Origin of the sequence: Pantoea sp. JZ2 (assembly GCF_035191405.1) — a bacterium.
GTDB classification, from domain to species: domain Bacteria; phylum Pseudomonadota; class Gammaproteobacteria; order Enterobacterales; family Enterobacteriaceae; genus Pantoea; species Pantoea stewartii.
Genome location: NZ_CP045247.1, coordinates 56,619 through 81,022 on the forward strand (window position 1 = coordinate 56,619; position 24,404 = coordinate 81,022).

Annotated in this window: 20 protein-coding genes; 1 reads left to right on the top strand and 19 read right to left on the bottom strand. The window is 52.3% G+C overall.

The features are described 5' to 3' along the window. Positions 1-53: 53 nt before the first annotated feature. The 19 genes from pstS to ravA all read right to left on the bottom strand — a co-directional run bounded on the left by pstS (position 54) and on the right by ravA (position 22,257). Positions 54-1,097: a phosphate ABC transporter substrate-binding protein PstS gene (gene pstS, locus GC087_RS00270; protein ID WP_006121207.1), complete on the bottom strand. Its 1,044-nt coding sequence runs from the start codon at positions 1,095-1,097 to the stop codon at positions 54-56. A gap of 684 nt (positions 1,098-1,781) precedes the next feature. Then, positions 1,782-3,611: a glutamine--fructose-6-phosphate transaminase (isomerizing) gene (gene glmS / locus GC087_RS00275; protein ID WP_006121205.1), complete on the bottom strand. Its 1,830-nt coding sequence runs from the start codon at positions 3,609-3,611 to the stop codon at positions 1,782-1,784. Between the two features lie 145 nt (positions 3,612-3,756). Further along, the gene (gene glmU, locus GC087_RS00280; RefSeq protein WP_110268684.1) at positions 3,757-5,127 is read right to left on the bottom strand and encodes a bifunctional UDP-N-acetylglucosamine diphosphorylase/glucosamine-1-phosphate N-acetyltransferase GlmU; all 1,371 of its coding nucleotides are present in this window, start codon (positions 5,125-5,127) and stop codon (positions 3,757-3,759) included. A gap of 161 nt (positions 5,128-5,288) precedes the next feature. Then, on the bottom strand, positions 5,289-5,708 hold the full coding sequence (locus GC087_RS00285; RefSeq protein ID WP_013023936.1) for a F0F1 ATP synthase subunit epsilon: 420 nt from the start codon (positions 5,706-5,708) through the stop codon (positions 5,289-5,291). A 24-nt stretch (positions 5,709-5,732) separates the two neighbouring features. Continuing rightward, a complete protein-coding gene (gene atpD, locus GC087_RS00290; protein ID WP_006121202.1) occupies positions 5,733-7,130 on the bottom strand; it encodes a F0F1 ATP synthase subunit beta in 1,398 nt (465 codons plus the stop codon). 30 nt (positions 7,131-7,160) lie between these two features. Then, complete coding sequence (gene atpG, locus GC087_RS00295) at positions 7,161-8,027, bottom strand: F0F1 ATP synthase subunit gamma (RefSeq protein WP_006121201.1); 867 nt, start codon at positions 8,025-8,027, stop codon at positions 7,161-7,163. Between the two features lie 52 nt (positions 8,028-8,079). Then, on the bottom strand, positions 8,080-9,621 hold the full coding sequence (atpA, locus tag GC087_RS00300; RefSeq protein ID WP_028725331.1) for a F0F1 ATP synthase subunit alpha: 1,542 nt from the start codon (positions 9,619-9,621) through the stop codon (positions 8,080-8,082). Positions 9,622-9,635: 14 nt separating this feature from the next. Next, complete coding sequence (atpH, locus tag GC087_RS00305; protein ID WP_006121199.1) at positions 9,636-10,169, bottom strand: F0F1 ATP synthase subunit delta; 534 nt, start codon at positions 10,167-10,169, stop codon at positions 9,636-9,638. A gap of 14 nt (positions 10,170-10,183) precedes the next feature. After that, positions 10,184-10,654 carry a F0F1 ATP synthase subunit B gene (gene atpF / locus GC087_RS00310; protein WP_013023933.1) on the bottom strand — a complete coding sequence of 157 codons (471 nt, stop codon included), beginning with the start codon at positions 10,652-10,654 and terminating at the stop codon, positions 10,184-10,186. Positions 10,655-10,756: 102 nt separating this feature from the next. Beyond that, entirely contained in the window at positions 10,757-10,996 is a 240-nt protein-coding gene (gene atpE, locus GC087_RS00315) for a F0F1 ATP synthase subunit C (RefSeq protein WP_003849523.1), read from the bottom strand. A 48-nt stretch (positions 10,997-11,044) separates the two neighbouring features. Next, positions 11,045-11,863: a F0F1 ATP synthase subunit A gene (gene atpB, locus GC087_RS00320; RefSeq protein WP_033737226.1), complete on the bottom strand. Its 819-nt coding sequence runs from the start codon at positions 11,861-11,863 to the stop codon at positions 11,045-11,047. An 8-nt stretch (positions 11,864-11,871) separates the two neighbouring features. After that, entirely contained in the window at positions 11,872-12,255 is a 384-nt protein-coding gene (gene atpI, locus GC087_RS00325) for a F0F1 ATP synthase subunit I (RefSeq protein WP_006121196.1), read from the bottom strand. Between the two features lie 689 nt (positions 12,256-12,944). Then, positions 12,945-13,562 carry a 16S rRNA (guanine(527)-N(7))-methyltransferase RsmG gene (gene rsmG, locus GC087_RS00330; protein WP_006121195.1) on the bottom strand — a complete coding sequence of 206 codons (618 nt, stop codon included), beginning with the start codon at positions 13,560-13,562 and terminating at the stop codon, positions 12,945-12,947. A 47-nt stretch (positions 13,563-13,609) separates the two neighbouring features. Beyond that, positions 13,610-15,499 (bottom strand): tRNA uridine-5-carboxymethylaminomethyl(34) synthesis enzyme MnmG, encoded by a 1,890-nt coding sequence (mnmG, locus tag GC087_RS00335; RefSeq protein WP_324029406.1) that lies wholly within the window; start codon positions 15,497-15,499, stop codon positions 13,610-13,612. Positions 15,500-15,930: 431 nt separating this feature from the next. Beyond that, positions 15,931-16,371: an FMN-binding protein MioC gene (gene mioC, locus GC087_RS00340; RefSeq protein ID WP_054634784.1), complete on the bottom strand. Its 441-nt coding sequence runs from the start codon at positions 16,369-16,371 to the stop codon at positions 15,931-15,933. A gap of 154 nt (positions 16,372-16,525) precedes the next feature. Continuing rightward, positions 16,526-16,987: a transcriptional regulator AsnC gene (gene asnC / locus GC087_RS00345; protein ID WP_006121192.1), complete on the bottom strand. Its 462-nt coding sequence runs from the start codon at positions 16,985-16,987 to the stop codon at positions 16,526-16,528. A 103-nt stretch (positions 16,988-17,090) separates the two neighbouring features. Continuing rightward, positions 17,091-19,229, bottom strand: a complete 2,139-nt coding sequence (ovoA, locus tag GC087_RS00350; protein ID WP_324029408.1) for a 5-histidylcysteine sulfoxide synthase — start codon at positions 19,227-19,229, stop codon at positions 17,091-17,093. A 74-nt stretch (positions 19,230-19,303) separates the two neighbouring features. Beyond that, entirely contained in the window at positions 19,304-20,764 is a 1,461-nt protein-coding gene (gene viaA / locus GC087_RS00355) for an ATPase RavA stimulator ViaA (RefSeq protein WP_033737214.1), read from the bottom strand. Next, a complete protein-coding gene (ravA, locus tag GC087_RS00360) occupies positions 20,761-22,257 on the bottom strand; it encodes an ATPase RavA (RefSeq protein ID WP_033737396.1) in 1,497 nt (498 codons plus the stop codon). The genes viaA and ravA overlap by 4 nt, the downstream gene beginning before the upstream one ends. 271 nt (positions 22,258-22,528) lie before the next feature. On the opposite strand from ravA, the gene kup reads away from it, so the two are divergent. Further along, complete coding sequence (kup, locus tag GC087_RS00365; RefSeq protein ID WP_006121188.1) at positions 22,529-24,397, top strand: low affinity potassium transporter Kup; 1,869 nt, start codon at positions 22,529-22,531, stop codon at positions 24,395-24,397. The last annotated feature ends 7 nt before the right edge of the window (positions 24,398-24,404 follow it).

Below are 24,404 nucleotides of genomic sequence, written 5' to 3' on the forward strand. Positions count from 1 at the left end.
CAGACGCCGCCCTTGAAGGCTGACCAGCACGCAGGCTGGTCAGGGTCATTCACTTACTTATAAAGCGCTTTACCAGAACTGTCTTTGATATTGGCTTTCCAGGCAGCACGGATCTGCTGAACCACGCTCTCCGGCAGGGTGGCATAATCCAGCGCATTGGCCGTTTTACCGCCATCTTTGTAGGCCCAGTCAAAGAACTTCAGGACTTCGGCACCTTTCGCCGCATTAGTCTGATCTTTGTAAATCAGGATAAAGGTGGTTGAGGTGATCGGCCATGCATCATTGCCTTTCTGGAAGGTCAGATCCTGAGCAAACGATTTGCTCCAGTCTGCGCCTTTCGCGGCATTAGAGAAGCTGGTTTCGCTTGGCGCAACCGCTTTGCCGTCCGCATCCATCAGTTTGGTATAGGTCAGGTTATTCTGTTTGGCATACGCGTACTCAACGTAACCAATAGAACCTGGCAGACGCTGTACAAACGCTGCTACGCCATCGTTACCTTTACCGCCCAGACCGGTTGGCCAGTTAACGGTGTTGCCTTTACCAATTTTGCTGTTCCACTCTTCGTTCACTTTCGCCAGGTAGCTGGTGAAAACGAAAGAGGTACCTGAGCCATCCGCGCGACGCACCACGTTGATGTTGGTATCGGGCAGTTTCACGCCTGGGTTCAGTTTAACAATCGCAGGATCGTTCCACTTTTTGATGTTACCCAGATAGATGTCGCCAACGGTTTTACCGTCCAGCGTCAGCTGACCAGATTTGATGCCTGGCAGGTTAACCGCCAGCACCACGCCACCGATTACGGTAGGGAACTGGAACAGACCATATTTCTGCAGATCTTCGTCTTTCATAGGCGCATCGGAGGCACCGAAATCAACGGTTTTGGCGATAATTTGTTTTACACCGCCAGATGAACCAATGCCCTGATAGTTGATTTTGCTACCGGTGGCTTGCTGATACTCTGCTGCCCACTTGGCATAAACCGGCGCCGGGAATGTACCGCCAGCACCGGTCAGATCGGTGGCTGCAAATGCAGAAACCGCACTAACGGCAAGAGAGGCGGCGAGGATTCGGGCTACGGTGCTACGCATCAGTGTCATGTTCCCTCCAGGGGAGAAAAGTCAGGCTAAGTGCCTTTTTAGTAAGAGTCAGTGATTGCTGCAGGAGGGAAAATAGGACAGTTTAGTGACAGAAAAATGTAGTTAATATTACAGTTATATGACAGGCACAATTATTGCTCATTTCATAAGACTCCTCTCGAAAAGGACATGTTCGATGAGATTTATGAAGAAGCTTCTGGTGTGCAATGTCGTCCTGCTCTGTACGCTGGCAGGCTTAAAGGCTTACAGGCTTACAGGCTTACAGGCTTAAAGGCTTAAAGGCTTAAAGGCTTAAAGGCTTAAAGGCTTAAAGGCTTAAAGGCGGATGATACGACACCCACGATTCATTTAGATAAATTTTATACCGCAGCTAATAACAGAGGCGCTCTGGCTATATTGGGTTATTACGGCGCCGTTAAACAATCATCCGTCGATGTTGAAGGTGTTATTGCAATGAAAGATAAGATTAAAGACTTAACAAAAACGCTATAAAATCAGGCAAATATCCTCAGTCAACTCGCCAAAAGCTAAGCAACAATGAGGATACGATCAATAACCTGCAGCGTTCACTCGATGAGGCTAACCGCAAAATCAGCGATCAACAGCGTGCACTGGAGCAATGCAGTAGCAAGATCAAATAAATGAAACGCGTGAATCCCGTCGGGGATTCACGCATAAGATGCATTACTCGACCGTTACCGATTTCGCCAGGTTACGCGGCTGATCCACATCGGTGCCTTTGATCAGGGCCACATGATAGGAGAGCAGCTGGAGCGGCACGGTATAGAAGATAGGCGCAATGGCCTCTTCGACGTGCGGCAGAGGAATGATTTTCATTCCTTCGCTGTCACTGAAACCGGCATCCTGATCGGCAAACACGTACAGCAGACCGCCACGCGCGCGTACTTCTTCGATATTCGATTTCAGCTTCTCTAACAGTTCATTGTTCGGTGCCACCACAATGACCGGCATATCGGCATCGATCAACGCCAGCGGACCGTGCTTGAGTTCCCCTGCCGCATAGGCTTCCGCATGAATATACGAGATCTCCTTCAGCTTGAGCGCCCCTTCCATCGCGATAGGGTACTGATCACCACGGCCAAGGAACAGGGCATGGTGCTTATCAGAGAAATCTTCGGCCAGGTTTTCAATCAGCTTATCCTGCGCCAGCATTTGCTCAATGCGGCTTGGCAGAGCCTGCAGACCATGCACAATTTCGTGCTCTTTTTCTGCGGACATGCCGTTCAGGCGACCGAGTTTTGCCACCAGCATCAGCAGTACGGTCAGTTGAGTGGTAAAGGCCTTTGTAGAGGCTACACCAATCTCCGTACCCGCTTTGGTCATCAGCGCCAGATCGGATTCACGCACCAGCGACGAACCCGCGACGTTACAGATAGCCAGCGATCCCAGGTACCCCAGCTCTTTCGACAGGCGCAGCGCGGCCAGCGTATCCGCCGTTTCCCCCGACTGGGACAGGGTAATCAGCAGGCTGTTTTTACGTACCGCCGATTTGCGGTAGCGGAATTCGGACGCAATCTCGACATCACAAGGGAGGTTTGCCAGCGCCTCGAACCAGTAACGCGAGACCATGCCAGAGTTGTAAGAAGTGCCACAGGCGATGATCTGGATGTGCTCAACCTTGCTGAGCAGCGCTTCTGCATTTGGCCCCAGTTCGCTGAGATCGACTGCACCGTGATTAAAACGCCCCGTTAAGGTGTTTTTAATCGCATTTGGCTGCTCATAGATCTCTTTTTGCATGTAATGGCGATAGATACCTTTATCGCCGGCATCGTACTGTACGCTGGATTCGATCTCATCGCGGCGCACGGTATTACCCGCACGATCGACGATCGTAACATCGCGACGGCTGATTTCAGCGATATCGCCCTCTTCCAGATAAATAAAGCGGCGAGTGACCGGCAACAGTGCCAGTTGGTCAGAAGCAATGAAGTTTTCACCCACACCACGACCGATCACCAGTGGGCTGCCTGAACGGGCGGCCACCAGACACGATGGATCGCGACTGTCCATGATCACCATGCCATAGGCACCGCGTAGTTGGGGAATCACACGCTGCACGACTTCACGCAGCGAACCGCCCTTTTTCTGCTCCAGATGAACCAGATGCGCTACCACTTCGGTATCGGTTTCTGAGCTGAAATGGTAACCCTGCGCAATCAGCGCTTCACGAAGCGGCTCATGGTTTTCGATAATACCGTTGTGCACTATAACGATGTGCTCAGAAACGTGCGGATGCGCATTGGCCTCTGAGGGTTCGCCATGGGTTGCCCAGCGCGTATGCGCGATACCGGTTCCGCCGTTCAGAGGTTGTTCTTCCGCTGCGGCAGCCAGCATCTGAACTTTGCCCAGACGACGCAGACGGGTGATATGGCCTTGCTGATCGACGACGGCCAGACCGGCTGAATCATAACCGCGGTATTCCAGGCGGCGTAAACCTTCTAACAAAATTTCTGCGATATCACGTTGTGCTACTGCACCAACAATTCCACACATAAGTTATTTCCTGACTTCATGGCTGTTTGCCATTGCGTTGTCATATGACCTGATAGTCCGGCATTGCCGGTTCCCCGAGCCTTGTAGAGAGTGGGGATTATAGTTTTGGTACTGCAAGCGGCCCGTTTAGCCCGGGCCGTAAAAATTATTTTTTCTTCTGCGGGCGCTGCCAGCCGGCTTTGTGATTCTGCTCTTTACGGTTATAGACCAGATCGGCAGTGGAAATGTCTTTCATCACCGTTGTTCCGGCGGCAATCGTTGCGCCTGCTGCCACACTCACCGGTGCGACCAACTGCGTATCCGAGCCAACAAATACATTGTCACCAATAACGGTTTTGAATTTGTTTGCGCCATCGTAATTGCAGGTAATCGTCCCTGCACCGATATTCACATTGGCACCGATCTCCGCATCACCCAGATAAGACAGGTGACCTGCTTTAGAGCCTTTCCCGAGTCGGGCTTTTTTCATTTCAACAAAATTGCCGACGTGGGCGGCCTGGGCCAGTTCACTGCCGGGACGTAAACGCGCGAACGGGCCGACCGTACAGTCAGTGGCCAGATTCGCATCCTCGATCACCGAATAGGGGCTAATCTCGCAATCATCGCTGATGACGCTGTTTTTAATGACGCAGCCCGTACCAATTTTGACCCGGTTGCCCAGCGTTACCTGGCCTTCAATAATGACATTGACGTCGATCTCAACGTCCCGACCATGCTGCAGCGTGCCGCGCAGGTCGAAGCGTGCCGGATCGCGTAGCATAACGCCCGCAAGCAGCAGTTTTTCTGCCTGCTCCTGCTGGTAAGTGCGCTCGAGAGTTGCCAGTTGCAGACGGTTGTTTACGCCATCAGTTTCGCTATTGCGTGCCGGGTGTACCGCATTGATGACCCGACCTTCCTGATGCGCCAGGGCAATGATGTCGGTGATGTAATATTCACCCTGAGCATTATTATTGGTAAGTTTTGCCAGCCAGCGTTTTAGATCACCACCGTTAGCGATAAGGATGCCAGTATTGATTTCATTAATGGCCAGTTGCGCAGGGCTGGCATCTTTCTGCTCAATAATGCCGACGATGGTGCCATTTTCACGCACGATGCGGCCGTAGCCCGTAGGGTTATCCAGTACGACGGTTAACAGTCCAATCCCGCCTTCCGGCTTCGCGTCGCGCAGACGTTGTAATGTCTCTTCAGAAATCAGCGGAACATCACCATAAAGCATCATGATGTCTTCGTCGTCTGCAAAGTGCGGAGCTGCCTGCTGCATGGCATGCCCGGTACCGAGTTGTTCTGCCTGCAACACCCAGTTAACGGCACTGTCGGTTAACGTGGCTTTGAGCTGGTCACCGCCGTGTCCGTAAACCAGATGAACCTGTTGCGCACCCAGCCCTTTTGCGGCATCAATGACGTGCTGAACCATCGGTTTACCTGCCAGCGTATGCAAGACTTTTGGCAGATCGGAATACATACGGGTGCCCTTGCCAGCCGCAAGAATCACCACACTCATCGCACTGTTAGACATATCTATCCTGACTGATTTTTGACTGAGGAACGTTAAACGATTTAGCACTGAGATTACTACATTTTTCTCGTTCCGAAATTAGCTATTATCCCGCTATCCGGGCTTCAGATAAAAAAAATGCCAGCCCAATGGGCTGGCATTTCGTGACGCATAAAGCCGGATTACATCGCTTTTTTGGTCAGCTCGATCACGCGCAGTTTGGCAATGGCTTTCGCCAGTTCTGCAGAAGCCTGAGCATAGTCCACGTCGCCGTGGCTGCTGTTCATATGCTCTTCTGCTTTACGTTTTGCTTCCAGGGCACGCGCTTCGTCCAGATCGGTACCGCGAATAGCGGTATCGGCCAGAACGGTAGTGCTGCCAGGCTGCACTTCCAGCACGCCGCCAGAGAGGTAAATAAACTCCTCTTCGCCGTGCTGTTTCACGATACGGATCATTCCAGGCTTAATGGCAGTCAGCAGCGGGGCGTGGCCAGGGAAAATCCCCAGTTCACCTTCGCTACCTGACACCTGAATTTTCTGTACCAGACCAGAGAACAGTTGGCTCTCTGCACTGACAACATCCAGGTGATAAGTCATAGCCATAATTTTCCTCCTGGGAAACCGTTATTACAGTTTCTTCGCTTTTTCGACCGCTTCTTCGATGGCACCAACCATGTAGAAGGCCTGCTCTGGCAGGTGGTCAAATTCACCTTCCATGATGCCTTTAAAGCCACGGATGGTGTCTTTCAGCGTCACGTATTTACCTGGAGAACCGGTGAACACTTCTGCTACGAAGAAAGGCTGAGACAGGAAGCGCTGAATCTTACGCGCACGTGCCACCAGCAGTTTGTCTTCTTCAGACAGTTCGTCCATACCCAGGATGGCGATAATGTCTTTCAGTTCCTGATAACGCTGCAGCAGTGACTGTACGCCACGTGCAACATCGTAGTGCTCCTGACCCACAACCAGTGGATCCAGCTGACGGCTGGTTGAGTCCAGCGGATCAACGGCTGGGTAGATACCCAGAGAGGCGATCTGACGGCTCAGGGTGACTGTTGAGTCTAAGTGAGCAAAGGTAGTTGCCGGTGACGGGTCAGTCAGGTCATCCGCAGGGACGTAAACGGCCTGTACGGAGGTGATTGAACCGGTTTTGGTGGAGGTAATACGCTCCTGCAACACACCCATCTCTTCTGCCAGCGTTGGCTGATAACCTACCGCAGATGGCATACGACCCAGCAGTGCAGAGACTTCTGTACCGGCCAGGGTATAACGGTAGATGTTGTCGATGAACAGCAGAACGTCACGGCCTTCATCACGGAATTTCTCCGCCATGGTCAGACCGGTCAGTGCAACGCGCAGACGGTTACCCGGCGGCTCGTTCATCTGGCCATACACCAGCGCAACTTTGTCGATAACGTTGGAGTCAGTCATTTCGTGGTAGAAGTCGTTACCCTCACGAGTACGCTCACCTACGCCGGCAAATACCGAGTAACCTGAGTGCTCAGCCGCAATGTTACGGATCAGCTCCATCATGTTTACGGTTTTACCCACACCCGCACCACCGAACAGACCGACTTTACCGCCCTTCGCGAACGGACACATCAGGTCGATAACCTTGATGCCGGTTTCCAGCAGTTCCTGCGAGTTAGACTGCTCTTCATAAGAAGGCGCAGGGCGGTGAATAGAGGAAACCTCTACTGCACTGCCATCTTCTTCTTTCAGGTCGCCTTTCATGTCGATAGGCTCGCCCAGCACGTTCATGATACGGCCGAGGGTTGCTTTACCAACCGGTACCTGGATCGGTTTTTTCAGGTCGGCAACTTCCAGACCGCGCTTCAGGCCGTCAGAAGTACCCATGGCGATAGTACGCACTACGCCACCACCCAGCTGCTGCTGAACTTCCAGCACCAGACGAGCATCACCATTCTTAACCTCAAGAGCGCTGTACACTTGCGGTACTGCATCCTGAGGGAATTCGACGTCAACTACGGCGCCGATAATCTGGACAATCTTTCCAGCTGCCATCTTGAATCCTCTACCTAATTCCAAACCTGGTTAAACCGCGGAGGCTCCCGAGACGATCTCGGTAAGTTCCTGGGTGATGCTGGCCTGACGAGCTTTGTTGTAAACCAACTGCAGCTCTTTGATCAGATTTCCGCCGTTATCGGTTGCAGCTTTCATTGCCACCATACGTGCGGCCTGCTCACTGGCCAGGTTTTCCACCACACCCTGATAAACCTGCGATTCGACATAGCGACGCAGCAGCGTATCCAGCAGCGCTTTCGGATCGGGCTCGTACAGGTAATCCCAGGTCTTCGCCTTCATCTCTTCTTCACCTTCCGCTGGCGGTAACGGCAGCAGTTGGGTAATGGTCGGAGTCTGAGACATGGTGTTGTTGAACTTGTTGTTAACAATGTACAGCTTGTCGATACGGCCTTCATCGTAGGCCTGCAACATCACTTTTACCGGGCCAATAAGATCAGACAGCGCAGGCTTATCGCCCATGCCAGTGACCTGTGCCACTACATTGCCACCAACAGCGCCGAAGAATGACACGCCTTTCGATCCCACAATGGCCAGATCGCTCTGTACGCCTTTGTCGGACCAGGCCTTCATCTCTGCCAGCAATTTTTTGAACAGGTTAACGTTCAAACCACCACAAAGCCCGCGGTCAGTCGAAACGACCAGGTAGCCGACGCGCTTAACGTCGCGCTCATCCAGGTAAGGGTGCTTGTATTCCAGATTGCCTAACGCAAGGTGACCAATCACTTTGCGCATGGTATCTGCATACGGACGGCTGGCCGCCATGCGTTCCTGCGTTTTACGCATTTTGGAGGCGGCGACCATTTCCATCGCTTTGGTGATCTTCTGCGTATTTTTTACGCTTCCAATCTTGGTACGTATTTCTTTTGCGCCGGCCATTAGCTTCTCCTCAAAGCCTTGCGGCCTGCCTTTTCAGACAAGCCGCCAGACATTACCAGGACTGGGTTGCTTTAAACGTCTCAAGGAGGCCTTTCAGCTTCTCTTCGATGTCGTTATTGAAGTTACCAGACTGGTTGATTTCAGCCATCAGCTCGGCGTGATCGCGATCTGCGAACGCCAGCAGAGCCGCTTCGAAGCTACCAATTTTTGCCAGCTCAACGTCGTTCAGATAGCCGCGTTCCGCTGCGAAAAGAACCAGACCCTGTTGCGCGACAGACATCGGCGCATACTGTTTCTGCTTCAGCAGCTCGGTCACTTTCTGACCGTGGCTCAGCTGTTTACGGGTTGCATCGTCCAGATCAGACGCAAACTGGGAGAATGCAGCCAGTTCACGGTACTGTGCCAGCGCGGTACGAATACCACCGGACAGTTTCTTGATGATCTTGGTCTGAGCAGCACCACCTACACGGGATACAGAGATACCCGGGTTAACAGCCGGACGGATACCGGAGTTGAACAGGTTAGATTCCAGGAAGATCTGACCATCAGTAATCGAGATTACGTTGGTCGGAACGAACGCAGAAACGTCACCCGCCTGAGTTTCGATGATAGGCAGTGCGGTCAGAGAACCGGTCTGGCCTTTTACTTCACCATTGGTGAAGCGCTCAACGTAGTCAGCGCTAACGCGTGATGCACGCTCCAGCAGGCGAGAGTGGAGATAGAACACGTCGCCCGGGAATGCTTCACGACCTGGTGGACGGCGCAGCAGCAGAGAAATCTGACGGTATGCAACAGCCTGCTTAGACAGGTCATCGTATACGATCAGCGCATCTTCACCGCGGTCACGGAAGTATTCGCCCATGGCGCAACCCGCATACGGAGCCAGGTACTGCAGTGCAGCAGACTCAGATGCAGAAGCCACAACAACGATGGTGTTAGACAGCGCACCGTGTTCTTCCAGTTTACGTACCACGTTAGAAATGGTTGACGCTTTCTGACCAATCGCAACGTAGACACACTTGATGCCTGAATCACGCTGGTTGATGATGGCGTCGATTGCCATCGCGGTTTTACCGGTCTGACGGTCACCGATGATCAGCTCACGCTGGCCACGGCCGATTGGAATCATCGCATCGACAGATTTGTAACCCGTCTGAACAGGCTGGTCTACGGACTGACGATCGATAACACCGGGTGCAATCACTTCGACTGGCGAGAAGCCGTCGTTGTCGATTGCGCCTTTACCATCGATAGGTGCACCCAAGGTGTTCACCACGCGGCCAAGCAGGCCACGGCCAACCGGTACTTCCAGAATACGGCCAGTACACTTGACCTTCATGCCTTCGGCCAGGTCAGCATACGGACCCATCACCACGGCACCTACAGAGTCACGCTCGAGGTTCAGGGCGATAGCGTAACGGTTTCCCGGCAGGGAAATCATCTCACCCTGCATTACATCGGCCAGGCCGTGTACGCGGATGATACCGTCACTTACAGAAACAATAGTACCTTCATTGTGAGCTTCGCTCACGACATTGAACTGAGCAATGCGCTGCTTGATCAGTTCGCTGATTTCGGTGGAATTCAGTTGCATATGCTCCAGTCCCCTTAAGACTGCAAGACGTCTGCCAGACGGTCAAGACGGCCGCGTACGCTGCCATCAATCACCAGATCACCCGAACGGATGATCACGCCTGCCATCACAGACTTATCAATTTTGCAATTCAGCTTAACTTTGCGTGACAGACGTTTTTCCATCGCGGCGCTGATTTTAGTCAGCTGGTCGTCACTCAGCGTGCTGGCAGAAATGACATCCACTTCGGCCGTCGCTTCATACGCGTCCCGAAGTTGAATGAATTGCGCCAGTACAGCTGGAAGCGCTGTCAAACGTCCGTTTTCCGCCATCACCTTAATCAGGTTCTGCGCGGGTTCATCCAGTTGATCACCACAGACTGCGTTAAACGAGGCAGCCAGCGCTTCAGGTGCTAACGCACCGGAAAGCAGGTCAGCCATCTGTTCATTGGCAGCCACTTCTGCGGCAAACGCCAGCATCTTTTGCCAGCGTTCAATACTTTGATGCTCAACAGCAAAGTCAAAAGCTGCTTTGGCGTAGGGGCGAGCTACAGTAATCAGATCAGACATCAGCCCCTCCCTCCTTACAGTTCAGCGACCAGTTTATCAACGATGTCGCTGTTAGCAGCTTCATCCACGGAACGTTCGATGATCTTCTCGGCGCCAGCCATTGCCAGCAACGCGACTTGCTTACGCAGTTCTTCACGTGCACGTTTACGCTCGGCGTCAATTTCAGCCTGCGCTTGTGCCACGATGCGAGTACGTTCGTTATCAGCTTCAGTCTTGGCTTCGTCCAGAATCTGCGTGCGACGCTTGTTCGCCTGCTCGATAATGACCTGAGCTTCCTCTTTCGCTTTTTTCAGCTGGTCGGTCGCATTAGCCTGCGCGAGATCCAAATCTTTCTTCGCGCGTTCAGCAGAAGCAAGGCCTTCAGCAATTTCTTTCTGGCGCTTTTCGATGGCAGCCATAATCGGCGGCCATACGTACTTCATGCAGAACGCGACAAACAGGATGAACGCGATGGCCTGGCCGAGGATTGTTGCATTAATGTTCACAGCACAATGCCTCTAATTAAGTAGTAAACTTTTCTGCCGCTATCAGTGATAAACGGCAGAATCCGTTCACGCCTGCGCCGGGCGCAGAGTGAACACAGGGCTTTAGGCGACAGCAAACATCACGTAGAGGCCCAGACCAACAGCGATCATTGGGATTGCATCCACCAGACCCATTACAACAAAGAACTGCGTGCGCAGCAGAGGAATCAGGTCAGGCTGACGAGCAGCGCCTTCCAGGAATTTTCCTCCGAGGATGCCGATACCGATCGCAGCACCGATTGCCGCCAGTCCCATCATCACAGCGGCAGCCATGTACAGCAGATCCATATTCAGGTTTTCCATGACAGTCTCCAGTTTGTTTCAGTTAAACGCGTATTGTTGAGAAAAAAATCAATGTTCTTCAGATGCCATCGACAGATAGACAATCGTGAGGACCATGAAGATGAAAGCCTGTAGCGAAATGATCAGGATGTGGAAAATGGCCCACGGCACATTCAGAACCCACTGTGACCACCACGGCAACAGACCGGCAATAAGGATAAAGATCAGTTCACCCGCATACATGTTACCGAACAGTCGCAGACCGAGAGAAACCGGTTTGGACAGCAGGCTAACACCTTCCAGAATCAGGTTGATGGGGATAAAGATCGGGTGATTAAAAGGCTGCAGCGTCAGCTCTTTCGTGAAGCCGCCAATGCCTTTCATTTTGATGCTGTAGAACAGAATCAAAATAAAGACGCCCAACGCCATAGATAACGTGATGTTCACGTCTGCGGACGGCACAACGCGAAGCGCTGGCAGGCCTAACCAATGCTCACCGATATACGGCAGCAGATCGATTGGCAGCAGATCCATGAAGTTCATCAGGAAGACCCAGACAAAAATTGTCAGAGCCAGCGGGGCGATAAGTTTACTTTTACCGTGATACATGTCGCGCACGTTGCTATCAACGAAACCGACAACCAGCTCGATAGCCGCCTGCATTTTCCCTGGCACACCGCTGGTGACGCTTTTCGCCACGCTACGGAACAACACCAGGAAGATAACTCCCAGCACCAGAGAGAAAAACATGGAATCGATATTTAATACCCAGAACGTCGCGGGAGCGTCGTGAGCATTCACTAACTCGAAGGTACGCAGGTCCAACTGAAGATGAGTCAGGTGGTGACCAATGTACTCTTGCGGAGTAGAGATTTCTCCTGCAGCCATGATGCCTCTTACCCTTTGTTGTTAATTACCGCCGGTGCCAACATCTGTACGACCAGCACCGATAACCAGGCTACTCCGACCGGCCAAAAGACCGCATCGAATACACCCAACGCCACAATGAGCAAAATAATGGTCGCGAACACTTTGGCTATTTCACCCAAAGCAAAGCTCCATGCGACGCGCCCCGATGCCGGGGTTTGCCCTTGCAGGCGCCAGGCTATAAACAAGAACAACACGTTCGGCAGCCAGGCTGCCACGCCGCCAGCAAGTGCAGAGGCGCCCCAGGTCATATCTTTCAGGGCAAAAAAGAGAACACCGACGATGACAATGGTCACTAACTGAATCATCAGCACCGTTCGGGCGTATTTTACACTGTAAAGAGACACTGACATGACGCTGATACTCTCCTGCCCCTTTAGGGGTATGTCGCGTGTCGTATAAGACTGCCTTTGTGCATTTGAGTCAAGTAGCAAAAGCCGTGCAAATTATACGGGCCGCACCTGTGATTTCAATCGTTAAGTAACGAAAAGGTGAACAATTATCTAAATTTCTTTCCGAAGGACTATTTTTCCAAAGATAGAGAGCAGGTCGTTACGAATTACACGCCGAAAAGTTCGGTCGTCATGCTGTTTTAAAGCGTGCTTTAGATCACATAATAAGCATTCGCACCGTAGCAGGTTTTATCGTCCTGTAATTACCTGAGCTAAGAATCAATAAATAAACCCTTTATGGACAGTCACTTAAAAAGAATTACCGCCTCATTTTTTCGTAATAGCGATAAAAAGGGTCTATTGACATCGAAGACGGGTTCAGAATCGTAAAATGCTTATTCCCCGTGACCACATTTCATTGCCGTTTAACCGGATAATGGGTGATTCACACCTGGAAAATTCCAGGAATGCGTGATTATTTTGATAAAAAGTTGTGAATTAAAAGTTAAATGTGAAAAAGTTTTTCAGATAATTTCCGGGTGGGTATTTAACATTGCGAGGTGAAATAACCGATGAGACAAATGTCGCCCTACCGCATCTTTGGTAACACGTGCACCGTGCCTCGTCGTCGCGCACGGTGCAAACTTCAGCTATTCACGTCCGATAATGACCAGGTGACGTTCACCCTCAAGCTGAGGTACCCGCAATGCAACCACGCTATCAAGCGCATAGCCCGCAGGCAGGTTGGCAATTTCATCATCAGGCCGTACGCCTTTAAGAGCATAAAAGTGGCCGTCTTCCGCCGGTAAGTGGTGGCACCAGCTCACCATATCGTCCAGGGAGGCAAAAGCACGGCTGATGACGCCGTCAAATGGCGGCTCTGCAGGAAAGTCCTCTACCCTGCTCTGCACTGGCGTGATATTGGTCAAACCGAGTTCATGCTGGACCTGCCGTAAAAAACGCACACGCTTACCGAGGCTGTCCAGTAAAGTGAAATGCGCATCAGGCATGACGATGGACAGAGGAATACCAGGTAAGCCCGGCCCTGTCCCGACATCGATAAAGCGGGCACCTTTAAGATGCGGCGCAACCACAATGCTGTCCAGAATATGGCGCACCAGCATCTGCTGGGGATCCCGTACGGACGTCAGATTGTAGGCTTTATTCCATTTATCCAGCAGCCCGACGTAGGCTACCAGTTGCTGTTTTTGTTGATCGGTAAGAGAAATGTTTGCCGCTTGCAGCAGCGAAGTGAGTTTGTTGATCACAGCATAAGTCCAGTCAGCGGGGGCGGGTAAGCCCGCCCCGGTTCAGATCAGGCGCTTTTGCGCAACAGACCTTGTTTTTTCAGGTAAATAAGTAAAATCGAGATTGCCGCAGGCGTAATGCCTGAAATGCGTGACGCCTGACCAATTGACGTGGGTTTATGATCGTTCAGCTTGGCGATAACTTCATTGGACAGACCGCTGACCTGACGATAATCCAGCGTCGCAGGCAGTAATGTATTTTCGTTTCGCAGCTGACGTTCAATCTCTTCCTGCTGGCGCGCAATATAACCTTCGTATTTCACCTGGATTTCGACCTGCTCAGCAGCCTGCTCATCGGTTAACGCCGGGCCAAATGCTTCCAGCGTCATCAGTTTCAGGTAGGTCATTTCAGGACGACGGAGCAAATCTTCACCGCTCGCTTCTTTCGTCAACGGTGCGCTGGTTACGGTATTCACGTCGGCGATGTTTGCGGATTTAGGATGGACCCAAATATCACGCAGTCGCTGACGCTCCTGCTCGATCGCTTCCAGCTTCTGGTTAAAGCGCGCCCAGCGCGCATCATCCACCAGACCGAGTTCGCGACCCATTTCCGTCAGACGCAAATCGGCGTTGTCTTCACGCAGCATCAAACGGTATTCAGCACGCGAGGTAAACATGCGATACGGTTCTTTGGTGCCGAGCGTACAAAGATCGTCCACCAGCACGCCCAGATAGGCCTGGTCACGACGTGGCGCCCAGCTTTCCTTATCAGCAGACTGTCTTGCCGCATTCAGGCCTGCCAGCAAGCCCTGGGCCGCCGCTTCTTCGTAACCGGTGGTGCCGTTGATCTGGCCAGCAAAGAACAGACCGGCAATAAATTTGCTTTCCAGCGTGGGTTTCAGATCACGTGGGTCAAAAAAATCATACTCAATGGCATAGCCCGGGCGCACGATTTTTGCATTTTCCATACCCTGCATAGAACGTACGATCTGCATCTGCACATCGAATGGCAGGCTGGTGGAGATACCGTTCGGGTAGATCTCGTTACTGGTCAGCCCTTCAGGCTCAAGGAAAATCTGATGCGAATTGCGATCGGCAAAGCGCATGACTTTGTCTTCAATCGAAGGGCAATAGCGTGGGCCGATCCCTTCGATGATCCCGGCATACATCGGGCTACGATCGAGGTTATCGCGGATCACATCATGCGTTTTTTCATTGGTATAGGTGATCCAGCACGGAACCTGCTGAGGATGCTGTGACGCGCTTCCCATGAACGAAAACACAGGCATGGGGTTGTCACCATGCTGCGGCGATAACACGCTGAAGTCGATGCTACGTGCGTCAATACGCGGCGGTGTGCCGGTTTTCAGACGATTAACACGTAAGGGTAACGCACGCAGACGTTTCGCCAGCGGGATAGAAGGGGGATCACCCGCGCGTCCACCGCTGTAGTTATCCAGCCCGATATGAATTTTCCCGTCAAGGAACGTGCCCACGGTTAACACAACGGTTTTGGCACGGAACTTCAGGCCCATTTGCGTCACAGCACCGACGACACGATCGTTTTCAACGATGAGATCATCGACGGCCTGCTGGAAGATCATCAGGTTGGGCTGATTCTCCAGTGCTGTACGCACAGCCTGACGGTAAAGCACGCGGTCGGCCTGCGCACGCGTTGCCCGAACAGCAGGGCCTTTACTGGCGTTTAGTATCCTAAACTGAATGCCGGCCTGGTCGATCGCGCTGGCCATCAAACCGCCTAAGGCATCCACTTCCTTTACCAAATGTCCTTTGCCGATACCACCGATCGCCGGATTGCAGGACATTTGTCCCAGCGTATCAATGTTATGGGTCAGTAACAGGGTTTGCTGACCCATTCGGGCTGCTGCCATGGCAGCTTCCGTGCCCGCATGACCACCACCAATAACGATGACGTCAAAAGGATCTTGATAAAACATGAAGTGGTACCTCGTTGATGAATAGTCAGAGATCGTTCTCTCTGGGCGGTGGATTCTACTGAAATTATGGCTGAGGCGAAAGCAGCGGGATCGTCAGGTTTAAAAGATAAGATCTTTATTCTTTATATGATCTCTCTGTTAGATCTCTTATTAGGATCGCCATGCCTTGTGGATATCTGCGGAAACCTCAAAGGAAACAAGTCGGTAGCGAGGATCGATACCTGTGAATGATCGGTGATCCCGATCCGTATAAGCTGGGATCAAAACAGGTCCTTATCCACAGCTCAGAAAGTAAACTACGGTTGTTCTTTGGATAACTACCGGTTATACGCAGAAAAGCAGGGTAGTTATCCACAAAACAAACAGCAGGATCCGACGAAAAACAATATTATCTGCTGGGGATCGTCATTATTTCACGATCCCACACCCGCTCAGATCGCGGATTTCCAGGTCATCACCCATTCTTCAGCCGGATCTTCAGGGATCTCATGTTCGAGAATGTCGATTTCCAGTCGTTCACCGATACGCTGCGCGCCGCAGGCAATCAGCAGAGCATCAATATTGCGGATGGCGCCACAAAACAGATCGTACTCATGATTGCCAATGCCAACAGCCCCAAAACGGACGGCAGACAGATCGGGACGGCTTTCATTAATAGCATCATAAAAAGGTTGCAGATTGTCAGGTAACTCACCGGCGCCGTGGGTTGAACTTACCACCAGCCAGATGCCTTCCTGCGGCACCTCTTCCAGCTCAGGGCCATGCATCATCTGCGTAGAGAAGCCCGCTTCCTGCAGTTTTTCTTCGAGATGTTCGGCAACATATTCGGCGCTGCCTAAGGTGCTGCCACTGATTAACGTAATGTCGGCCATCGTGCTCTCCTGAGGTGAAGCCGGTATTGTACGCTGTGATCAAGCAGTGATCCACCTGTGGAAAACAAGGTTATTAGTTTAGATAAACCCGATACAGCCGTTGTCAGACGGCTGATCGTCAAAGGATAAGATTGTGCACAAGCCGGTGGAAAGATCAGGGCTTGATGGTTCGCATAATTGGATTTTGCAGTGAGATCAGTGTTTCAGTGGACTGGATTTCGTCGATGGTCTGGATCTTATTGATTAACACCTGCTGCAGGGCATCGATAGAACGACACATTACTTTAATGAAAATACTGTAGTGCCCGGTGGTGTACCAGGCTTCCACGACCTCATCCAGGGCTTCAAGCTTGCTGAGGGCTGCCGGATAATCACGGGCGCTTTTCAGGATAATGCCGATAAAACAGCAGACATCAAAACCCAGCTGACGCGGGTCGATCTCGACCCGCGTGCCCAGAATGATGCCCGCCTGCTTCATCTTTTCGACGCGTACATGAATCGTTCCCGGACTGACATTGAACTGTTTGGCCAGCTCGGCGTAGGCGGTTCGCGCATTTTCCAGCAGGGCATTCAGAATGCCCCGGTCCAGATTATCCAACTGCAGATGGTCAGGCATTGTCATCCTCGTTATCGTTTTTCTTCAATGAACTGAGGAGAATGTGCAGCAAAATAACGGCCCTGGCAACCAACGGACAGCGGCATGTGCCGCTGCCCACGGGTTAACGCTTACGCCAGAGCGTGACCTGGGCAAGCGTGTGCTGGAACTTACGGGCGGTTTCACGAATCACAAACGGCACGTCCTGTGGCGAACCGATTTGCTCAAAGTCTGCCGCCAGCAGGCGTTGTAGCGCCTGTAAGGTCGTCAGCGCTTCGCCATTTTCCCTTACCCCGCCCAACCAGTTTTCCTTCGGCGTAAACTCTTCAAGCCAGGTGTACGGCGATGACAGAACCAGAAGGCCACCCGGGCGGATCATGGGAGTGACATCATGAAGGAACCGGGCCGGCTGGCGCAGGCGATCAATCAGATTTGATGCCAGGACCAGATCGTAACGTGTAGGCTGGGGTTTCATATTACAGGCATCACCCTGGATAAACTGAATACGCTTTGCCTGTTCGCTGGTAACAGAAAAGTCCTTAAGCCTTACCTGACGATACTCAACCAACTCGCCTTCTTCCGGCACGACATAACGGAAATCCTCACCCGTGGTCAGCTGTAACGCGACATCAATAAAGCGTGCCGAGTAATCCATGCCGGTCACATGCGCAAAGTGACGAGCCAGCTCAAAGCTCGCGCGGCCCGTCGCGCAGCCGATATCCAGTGCCTCTCCGTGGTTCTTACAGTGCGGCAGCGCCAGTGTGACCAGCGCTTCTGCATAGTTATCAACGCCGAAATACTGTGGGCCGTACTGGAAATCGAGATATTGTGAAACCATGCTGTCGGTTTCATAAGGGTTCAGCGCCATGGTTTCCTGATGGGAAGAAACGACATAGCGGAAGCCGGCATGCTGGAAAAAGTGGCGACGGAAGGCATAACGTGACGATTTAATGGCTTCATTGCCAGTCGATATCCAACTGCCACCTTTAATAAGTGAATGCTTACCATCAAAGGTAGGTGTCGAGAAATCATCGTAAAGGGGATGAACTTTGAAGCCCTCAAAGCCATTGGTTGGCGTAGTCGTCCACTGCCAGACGTTCCCCACGATGTCAAAGAACTCACCCTGTGGGAAGCGATCAACAGGACAGGATGAAGCCCAGTAGGCCAAGTTTATGTTGCCCGGCGCCTGATCCCAGTCTGGCTGGTCGCCTTCAACCTGTTCACGCAACTGGTACCATTCTGCTTCGCAAGGCAACTGCACAGATTTTCCGGTTTCCTCGGCTTTCCAGCGGCAAAACGCGGCCGCTTCCAACTGATTCACCTCAGCAGGCCAGTCCCATGGCATTGCCACTTCTTCGCACATCAAACGCAGTTTTAGCTGATCGGGCATCGCGGCGTTGCCGACCCAGAAGGTCGGCATTGTCGCCTTGGCAAACTTACGCCAGCCCAGCCCTTCTTCATCCCACCAGCGATCGTTCTGGTAACCGCCCGCTTCGATAAAGGTATAAAACTCGGCATTACTGACCAGCATTTTGCTGGCTTTAAACGGTTTCAGCTCGGTCTGCTGCGTGCCGTATTCGTTGTCCCAGCCGTAGGTGTCATCGGTTTTACCCAGCGTAATCAGTCCGCCTGGCTGAGAAACCAGGCTGTTTGTCGGGACGGACTGGCGATCGTGACGCGCTTCGCTGCAGACCGGCCATTGTGGTTGCTGTTTTACCCATTCAACCGGTAACTGCCGAATCAGTACGCTGGATGTTTCAAGATGAATACGTTCATGCTCAATGCCCATCAAAATAACCCAGGCCGGACTGTCCCAGCTAACAGGCAATTCCAGCGGCATCGTTTCAATAAACTGCGTCACCAGTGCTTTCACACTGCCGCGATAATCGCGTACAGCTTCCACTGAAGGCCAGTCATAGTGACTGTCATTAAGATCATCCCAGCTCATTTCATCGACGCCTATTGCCAGCATCGCTTCGATGCGATCGTCAATACGTGAGTCGATGTAGCGGCCTGCCATGAGCTTGTTTATATAAAAGGTGGCGGTGTGGCCGAAATAGAAGATCAGCGGATGACGCAGCGGTATCGCTTTTGTAAACCAGGCGCGTTGATCGTTGAGGCAGGTAAACAGATCCTCGTACAGCGCCCAGGTCTGGTTGAAATAAGCCAGGAGCTCGGCACGTTTTTGTTCGACGTTTTGGCCAGAGAGCAGCAATGTTCGGGTTGGGGCTGGCAAATCATGATGGTGTTGAACAGCGTTCACAGGGCACTCCAGATTGCTGAATAAGTAATTGCAGATATTTACTATAAAGCAAAATGGAATTTCTGCCGTAGGGCTTAACGGCGCCAGTGACGCAATAAACGGCTTTTTATGCCGGTATCAAAACGCCAGATATGGTCAAAGATACGCATGATGCCGGGTTTTCCGTGCGCAGACATGGCGACAGCGTGAAAGCGTTGCTGCTGCTGTTGCTGGCGATGTTTAACGCTGCGCACAACCTCATCTGGCAGGCGTTGCGCGATAAAATCAGACACGATGACGGCATCCGCATCCTGCCATTGCGGCCCTTCCATGCGGGCAATGACGGCGGAAAGGCAGGCTGCCAGGTCGGTGCCACCGCGAAAACGCTGGCTGAGAAAACGAATGGCCTGCTCCAGTCCGTCATCGCCCGTTAATTCGTAACCAATTACGTCATGCGCGAATAACATGATGTAACAGCGCCGCCGATCGGCCAGCGCAATCTTGAGAAGGGCCAGGCAAAAGGCTTTTGCACATCGCTCATTGAAACCGCCCATCGAGCCGGACGTATCGACACAAACGATAAAGGGGCCACGTGGCTGTTCTTCATGCTGCTGGTGGCTGACCGGACGCTGAGTGATCTTTTCGTGCCAGGCGTCACCCTGAAGTTTGTAAGTAAGTAATCGCTTCTCTACCAGGCGGCGGTAAAACTCAAGTTCCAGTTCACTGACGCTTAATGCCGCAAGCTCAGGCGGTAATAAACGCAGCACATCATCGCTCTGATGAATGCCGCTGACTTCTTCCGGCACGGCATCCGGTTCGCGTACCAGATGATGGAATGTTTCCAGCGGGGCATCCTGTGAAGGCACCGACTTTGCTTCCCGGCTGCGGCCCAGTTGCTGAGCCAGCTTCATTAATTCAGGCTGCTGCGCAAGAAAATCCCCATATTGCAGCATCAACTGGTAATCGCCGTGCTGGAGCGGGGCTTTGCCCATATCCCACAAGCGTCCGGCTGCGGCTTCGTCATCATCCGCCAGTACCGGCGCCAGCTGCCCGCTCAGTGCCATACGTTGCTGCAACTCTGCCATCAGACGTTCACGCTGCTGCTCAAGGAGTTGTTCATTCAGCGTGAGCGTTTGCAGTGTGAGGCTGAGCCGCCAGCGTTGCAGGAATAAGGTATGTTGTGCGGTGCTGAGATTACCGGGATCGTTATGCAGCAGCAGCCGTCGAGCTTCCTCTAAGAAAGGGGATGTCAGGCGTTCGAGGTGAGCAAGCGTTTCATCAAGCTGCTGGCTAAATTCACGATCGCTGAGTAACTGAATACGCTGAAACAGCTGAAATTCTTCCGCCAGCATGTCGGGAACGGGCGTGGCTTTGAGTTCGGCGTCAATCTCGGCTTTCCAGCGAGGGACGTCACGTAGCAGCGCCTTCTTCATACCGGGGAATTTTTCAAAGAAAAGCGCCAGCTGTGGAGACGCGAGTAAGGCCAGAATAAGCTCTTCAATCAGGTCCGTTTCGCCGATTGACAGCAATGTACTCAGCGTCTCCAGTGAGATCATTTACGCGCCTGTTTGAGCTGTTCCGCCACATCCTGCAGGCTGGTTTCGACACGTGCCAGCCAGTCATCGCTGATAAACAGGCAACGTTGCTGCTGGCTGAAAAGGTGACGCTGTTGACGCAACTGGCCGTCAAGTTCATCCAGCGCGTCGCTGATTTCCTGCGGCAAGGCATCGGCGCTGCTGGCACCCGGCAATGTCAGCCTGGCGGTTTGCAAACTGACGTCGCGTATCGCCAGGCAGTGCTGCGCATCCACCAGCAAATCCAGCGTCTGCGCAAAACCGATGCCATTTAATTTACCGCGCACATCACCACCTTTTTGCAGCCAGTGATCCAGCGCTTCGCGCTCGATCACCAAATGCGTCACCTGCATGTCGTGCAGCACAAGGGGTTTCTGCAACATCAGGGTTAACTGTGCCTCGGTAAAGCTTTCGGGCAAATCGTAATGGGGTTTACGGCTAAACATACCGCTGTGTTTTTCCAGCGTAATTGCAGCAGCGACGCTTTGCTGCTGTTGCAACGCCAGCCGACGCGCTTTGAGCTGCTGGAGTTTCAGCAGGATCGTTTGCTGTTGCCAGGCGTGCTGCGTCATCAACTGATCGATTTCACTGTCCAGAATTTTCATCGATGCGACGTCGTGCCACAGGCAGTCCTTAAGCAGGATCAGATCGAGAGGCGCTATCGCATTGCGGCCACTGTAAAAAGCGCTGGCCTGCAACAGGTGAATGGCTTTTTTCCAGCGGCGATCGGAAATGTAGGGTGCCTCTGGTAGCTTCTCCAGGTGCTGACGTAGCTGGTAAATCAGTTCAAAGACATTATCCGGCAACGCAACCTGACTGATGCCTTGCTGCCATTGCACATATTCTTCGTCACTGATGCGCAGCGACTCGGCTACCGGATTGTCATTTTCATCCTGCTGGTGGGTCAGCATGCTGCGGAAGTTTTGTTTTTCATGCACGTTGTCCAGCCACAGGCGGATCAACATACGGTCATACAGGGCTTCCAGTCCGCTGTCGGCTTCCGGTAACTCATTCGAGGCGGTGACCAGCAGGCGCATCGGAATTTTTTCTTCGCTATCGCCATTGCGAAAGCGGCGTTCGTTGATGGCGGTGAGCAGCGTATTCAGGATGGCCGGGCCGGCTTTCCAGATCTCATCCAGAAAAACGATTTCAGCGTCCGGTAAATAACCTTTGGTCAGCCTCTGATAGCGGCCTTCATCTTTCAATGCCTGGATGGAAAGGGGACCAAAGACTTCTTCCGGTGTGGAGAAGCGGGTCATCAAATATTCAAAGGCACGGGCATGTTGAAAGGCGCATTTCAGTCGGCGGGCAATCAGGCTTTTTGCAATACCTGGCGGGCCAAGTAAAAAAACGCTTTCGCCGCTAAGTGCGGCCAGCAGGCAAAGGCGAATGGCATGATGTCGCTCATACAAACCTTTTTCTAACGCATTGCTGAGCCGAGAAATTCTTTCTGCCAAAAGATGGGGTTGAGCCATAATCACATCTATGTCCTTACGATCGTCGAGCCGCAGCGTTTTAGCGAACGCAATACTCTATAGGGTATGATGCGCGAAAGCGTTAATCGATGTCAGCTTTTTTGTTTCATAAGGTTCGATAGCGCGGCTTTTAATGTTAATAAGAACGCAAGAAATCAGGGGATGACCGCCTGTAACCCTGACGGCGGAGTATAAATTTTCGTGAATACGTGCATACTGTGCGCTTTTTGATGGCTTGAGCGCCTCTCAGAATCTAACAAAAGATCATTTTATGAGCTCTGATAATAAGCACTCACTAGGCGGATTAACGCTGGCGGCTATTGGGGTCGTCTATGGCGATATCGGTACCAGCCCGCTTTATACCTTACGCGAATGTCTTTCGGGACAGTTTGGTTTTGGCGTTGAACGGGATGCCGTCTTTGGCTTTCTTTCGCTGATTTTCTGGCTGCTGGTGCTGGTGGTCTCGTTGAAATACATCAGCTACGTTATGCGTGCTGATAATGCCGGAGAAGGCGGTATTCTGACGCTGATGTCGTTGGCGGGCCGACATACGGGCGGGCGCATAACGGCAACGCTGGTAATTATGGGACTGATTGGCGGCAGCTTCTTCTATGGCGAAGTGGTGATTACGCCAGCCGTCTCCGTCCTGTCAGCGATTGAAGGGCTGGAAATCGCCGCGCCCAACCTGGACAGCTATATTGTTCCGCTGGCAATCACCGTGCTTACGCTGCTGTTTATTATCCAGAAACACGGTACAGGGATTGTCGGTAAACTGTTTGCGCCGGTCATGCTGCTGTGGTTTATCGTGCTGGCAATACTGGGCGCACGAAGCATTGCCAACAATCCTGAGGTACTCCAGGCGCTGAATCCTTACTGGGCGCTGCACTTCTTTGTGGAATATAAATCGGTGTCCTTCTTTGCGCTTGGCGCCGTTGTGCTGGCGATTACGGGCGTTGAAGCGCTGTATGCAGACATGGGGCACTTCGGTAAGTTTCCTATTCGTCTGGCGTGGTTTGTGGTGGTGCTGCCGTCGCTGGTGCTCAACTATTTTGGTCAGGGTGCGCTGTTGCTGAAACACCCGGAAGCGATCAAAAACCCGTTTTTCCTGCTGGCACCCGACTGGGCGCTCGTCCCCATGTTGATTCTGGCAACGTTAGCTACCGTCATCGCCTCGCAGGCGGTTATTTCCGGCGTATTCTCGTTAACCCGACAGGCCGTGCGTCTCGGCTATCTGCCGCCCATGCGCATTGTTCATACCTCAGAAAAAGAGTCAGGCCAGATCTATATCCCAATCATTAACTGGCTGCTCTATTTCTCTGTGGTGATTGTGATTATTGGTTTTGAGCATTCGAGTAATCTTGCTGCGGCGTACGGGATTGCGGTCACGGGCACAATGGTGCTGACCTCTGTGCTTTGCGCGACCGTCGCGATAATGAACTGGCACTGGAATCGCTATCTGGTTGGACTGATTTTGATTGCCATGCTGTGCATTGACGTATCCCTGTTCTCGGCCAACCTGATCAAGATTTTCTCCGGTGGCTGGCTGCCGCTGACTCTGGCATTGATGATGTTTATCGTGATGACGACATGGAAGAGTGAACGCTTCCGTTTGCTGCGTCGTATGCATGAACACGGCAACTCTCTGGAGGCAATGATTGCTTCTCTGGAAAAATCGCCGCCTGTGCGCGTGCCCGGAACGGCGGTTTATATGTCACGCGCACTAAATGTGATCCCTTTTGCCATGCTGCATAACCTTAAGCACAATAAGGTGCTGCACGAACGCGTGGTGTTATTAACACTGCGCACAGAAGACGCGCCCTATGTGCATAACGTCAGACGCGTGACTATCGAACAGTTGTCGCCGACCTTCTGGCGTGTGGTAGCCAGTTACGGCTGGCGTGAAACGCCAAACGTAGAGGAGATTTTCCATCGTTGTGGGCTGGAGGGACTGAACTGCCGCATGATGGAGACCTCATTCTTTATGTCTCATGAGTCGCTGATTATCGGCAAACGGCCATGGTATCTGCGACTGCGCGGCAAGCTGTTCATGACGCTACAGCGCAATGCGCTACGTGCGCCCGATCAGTTTGAGATTCCGCCCAACCGGGTGATTGAACTGGGTACCCAGGTCGAGATTTAACAGCGTG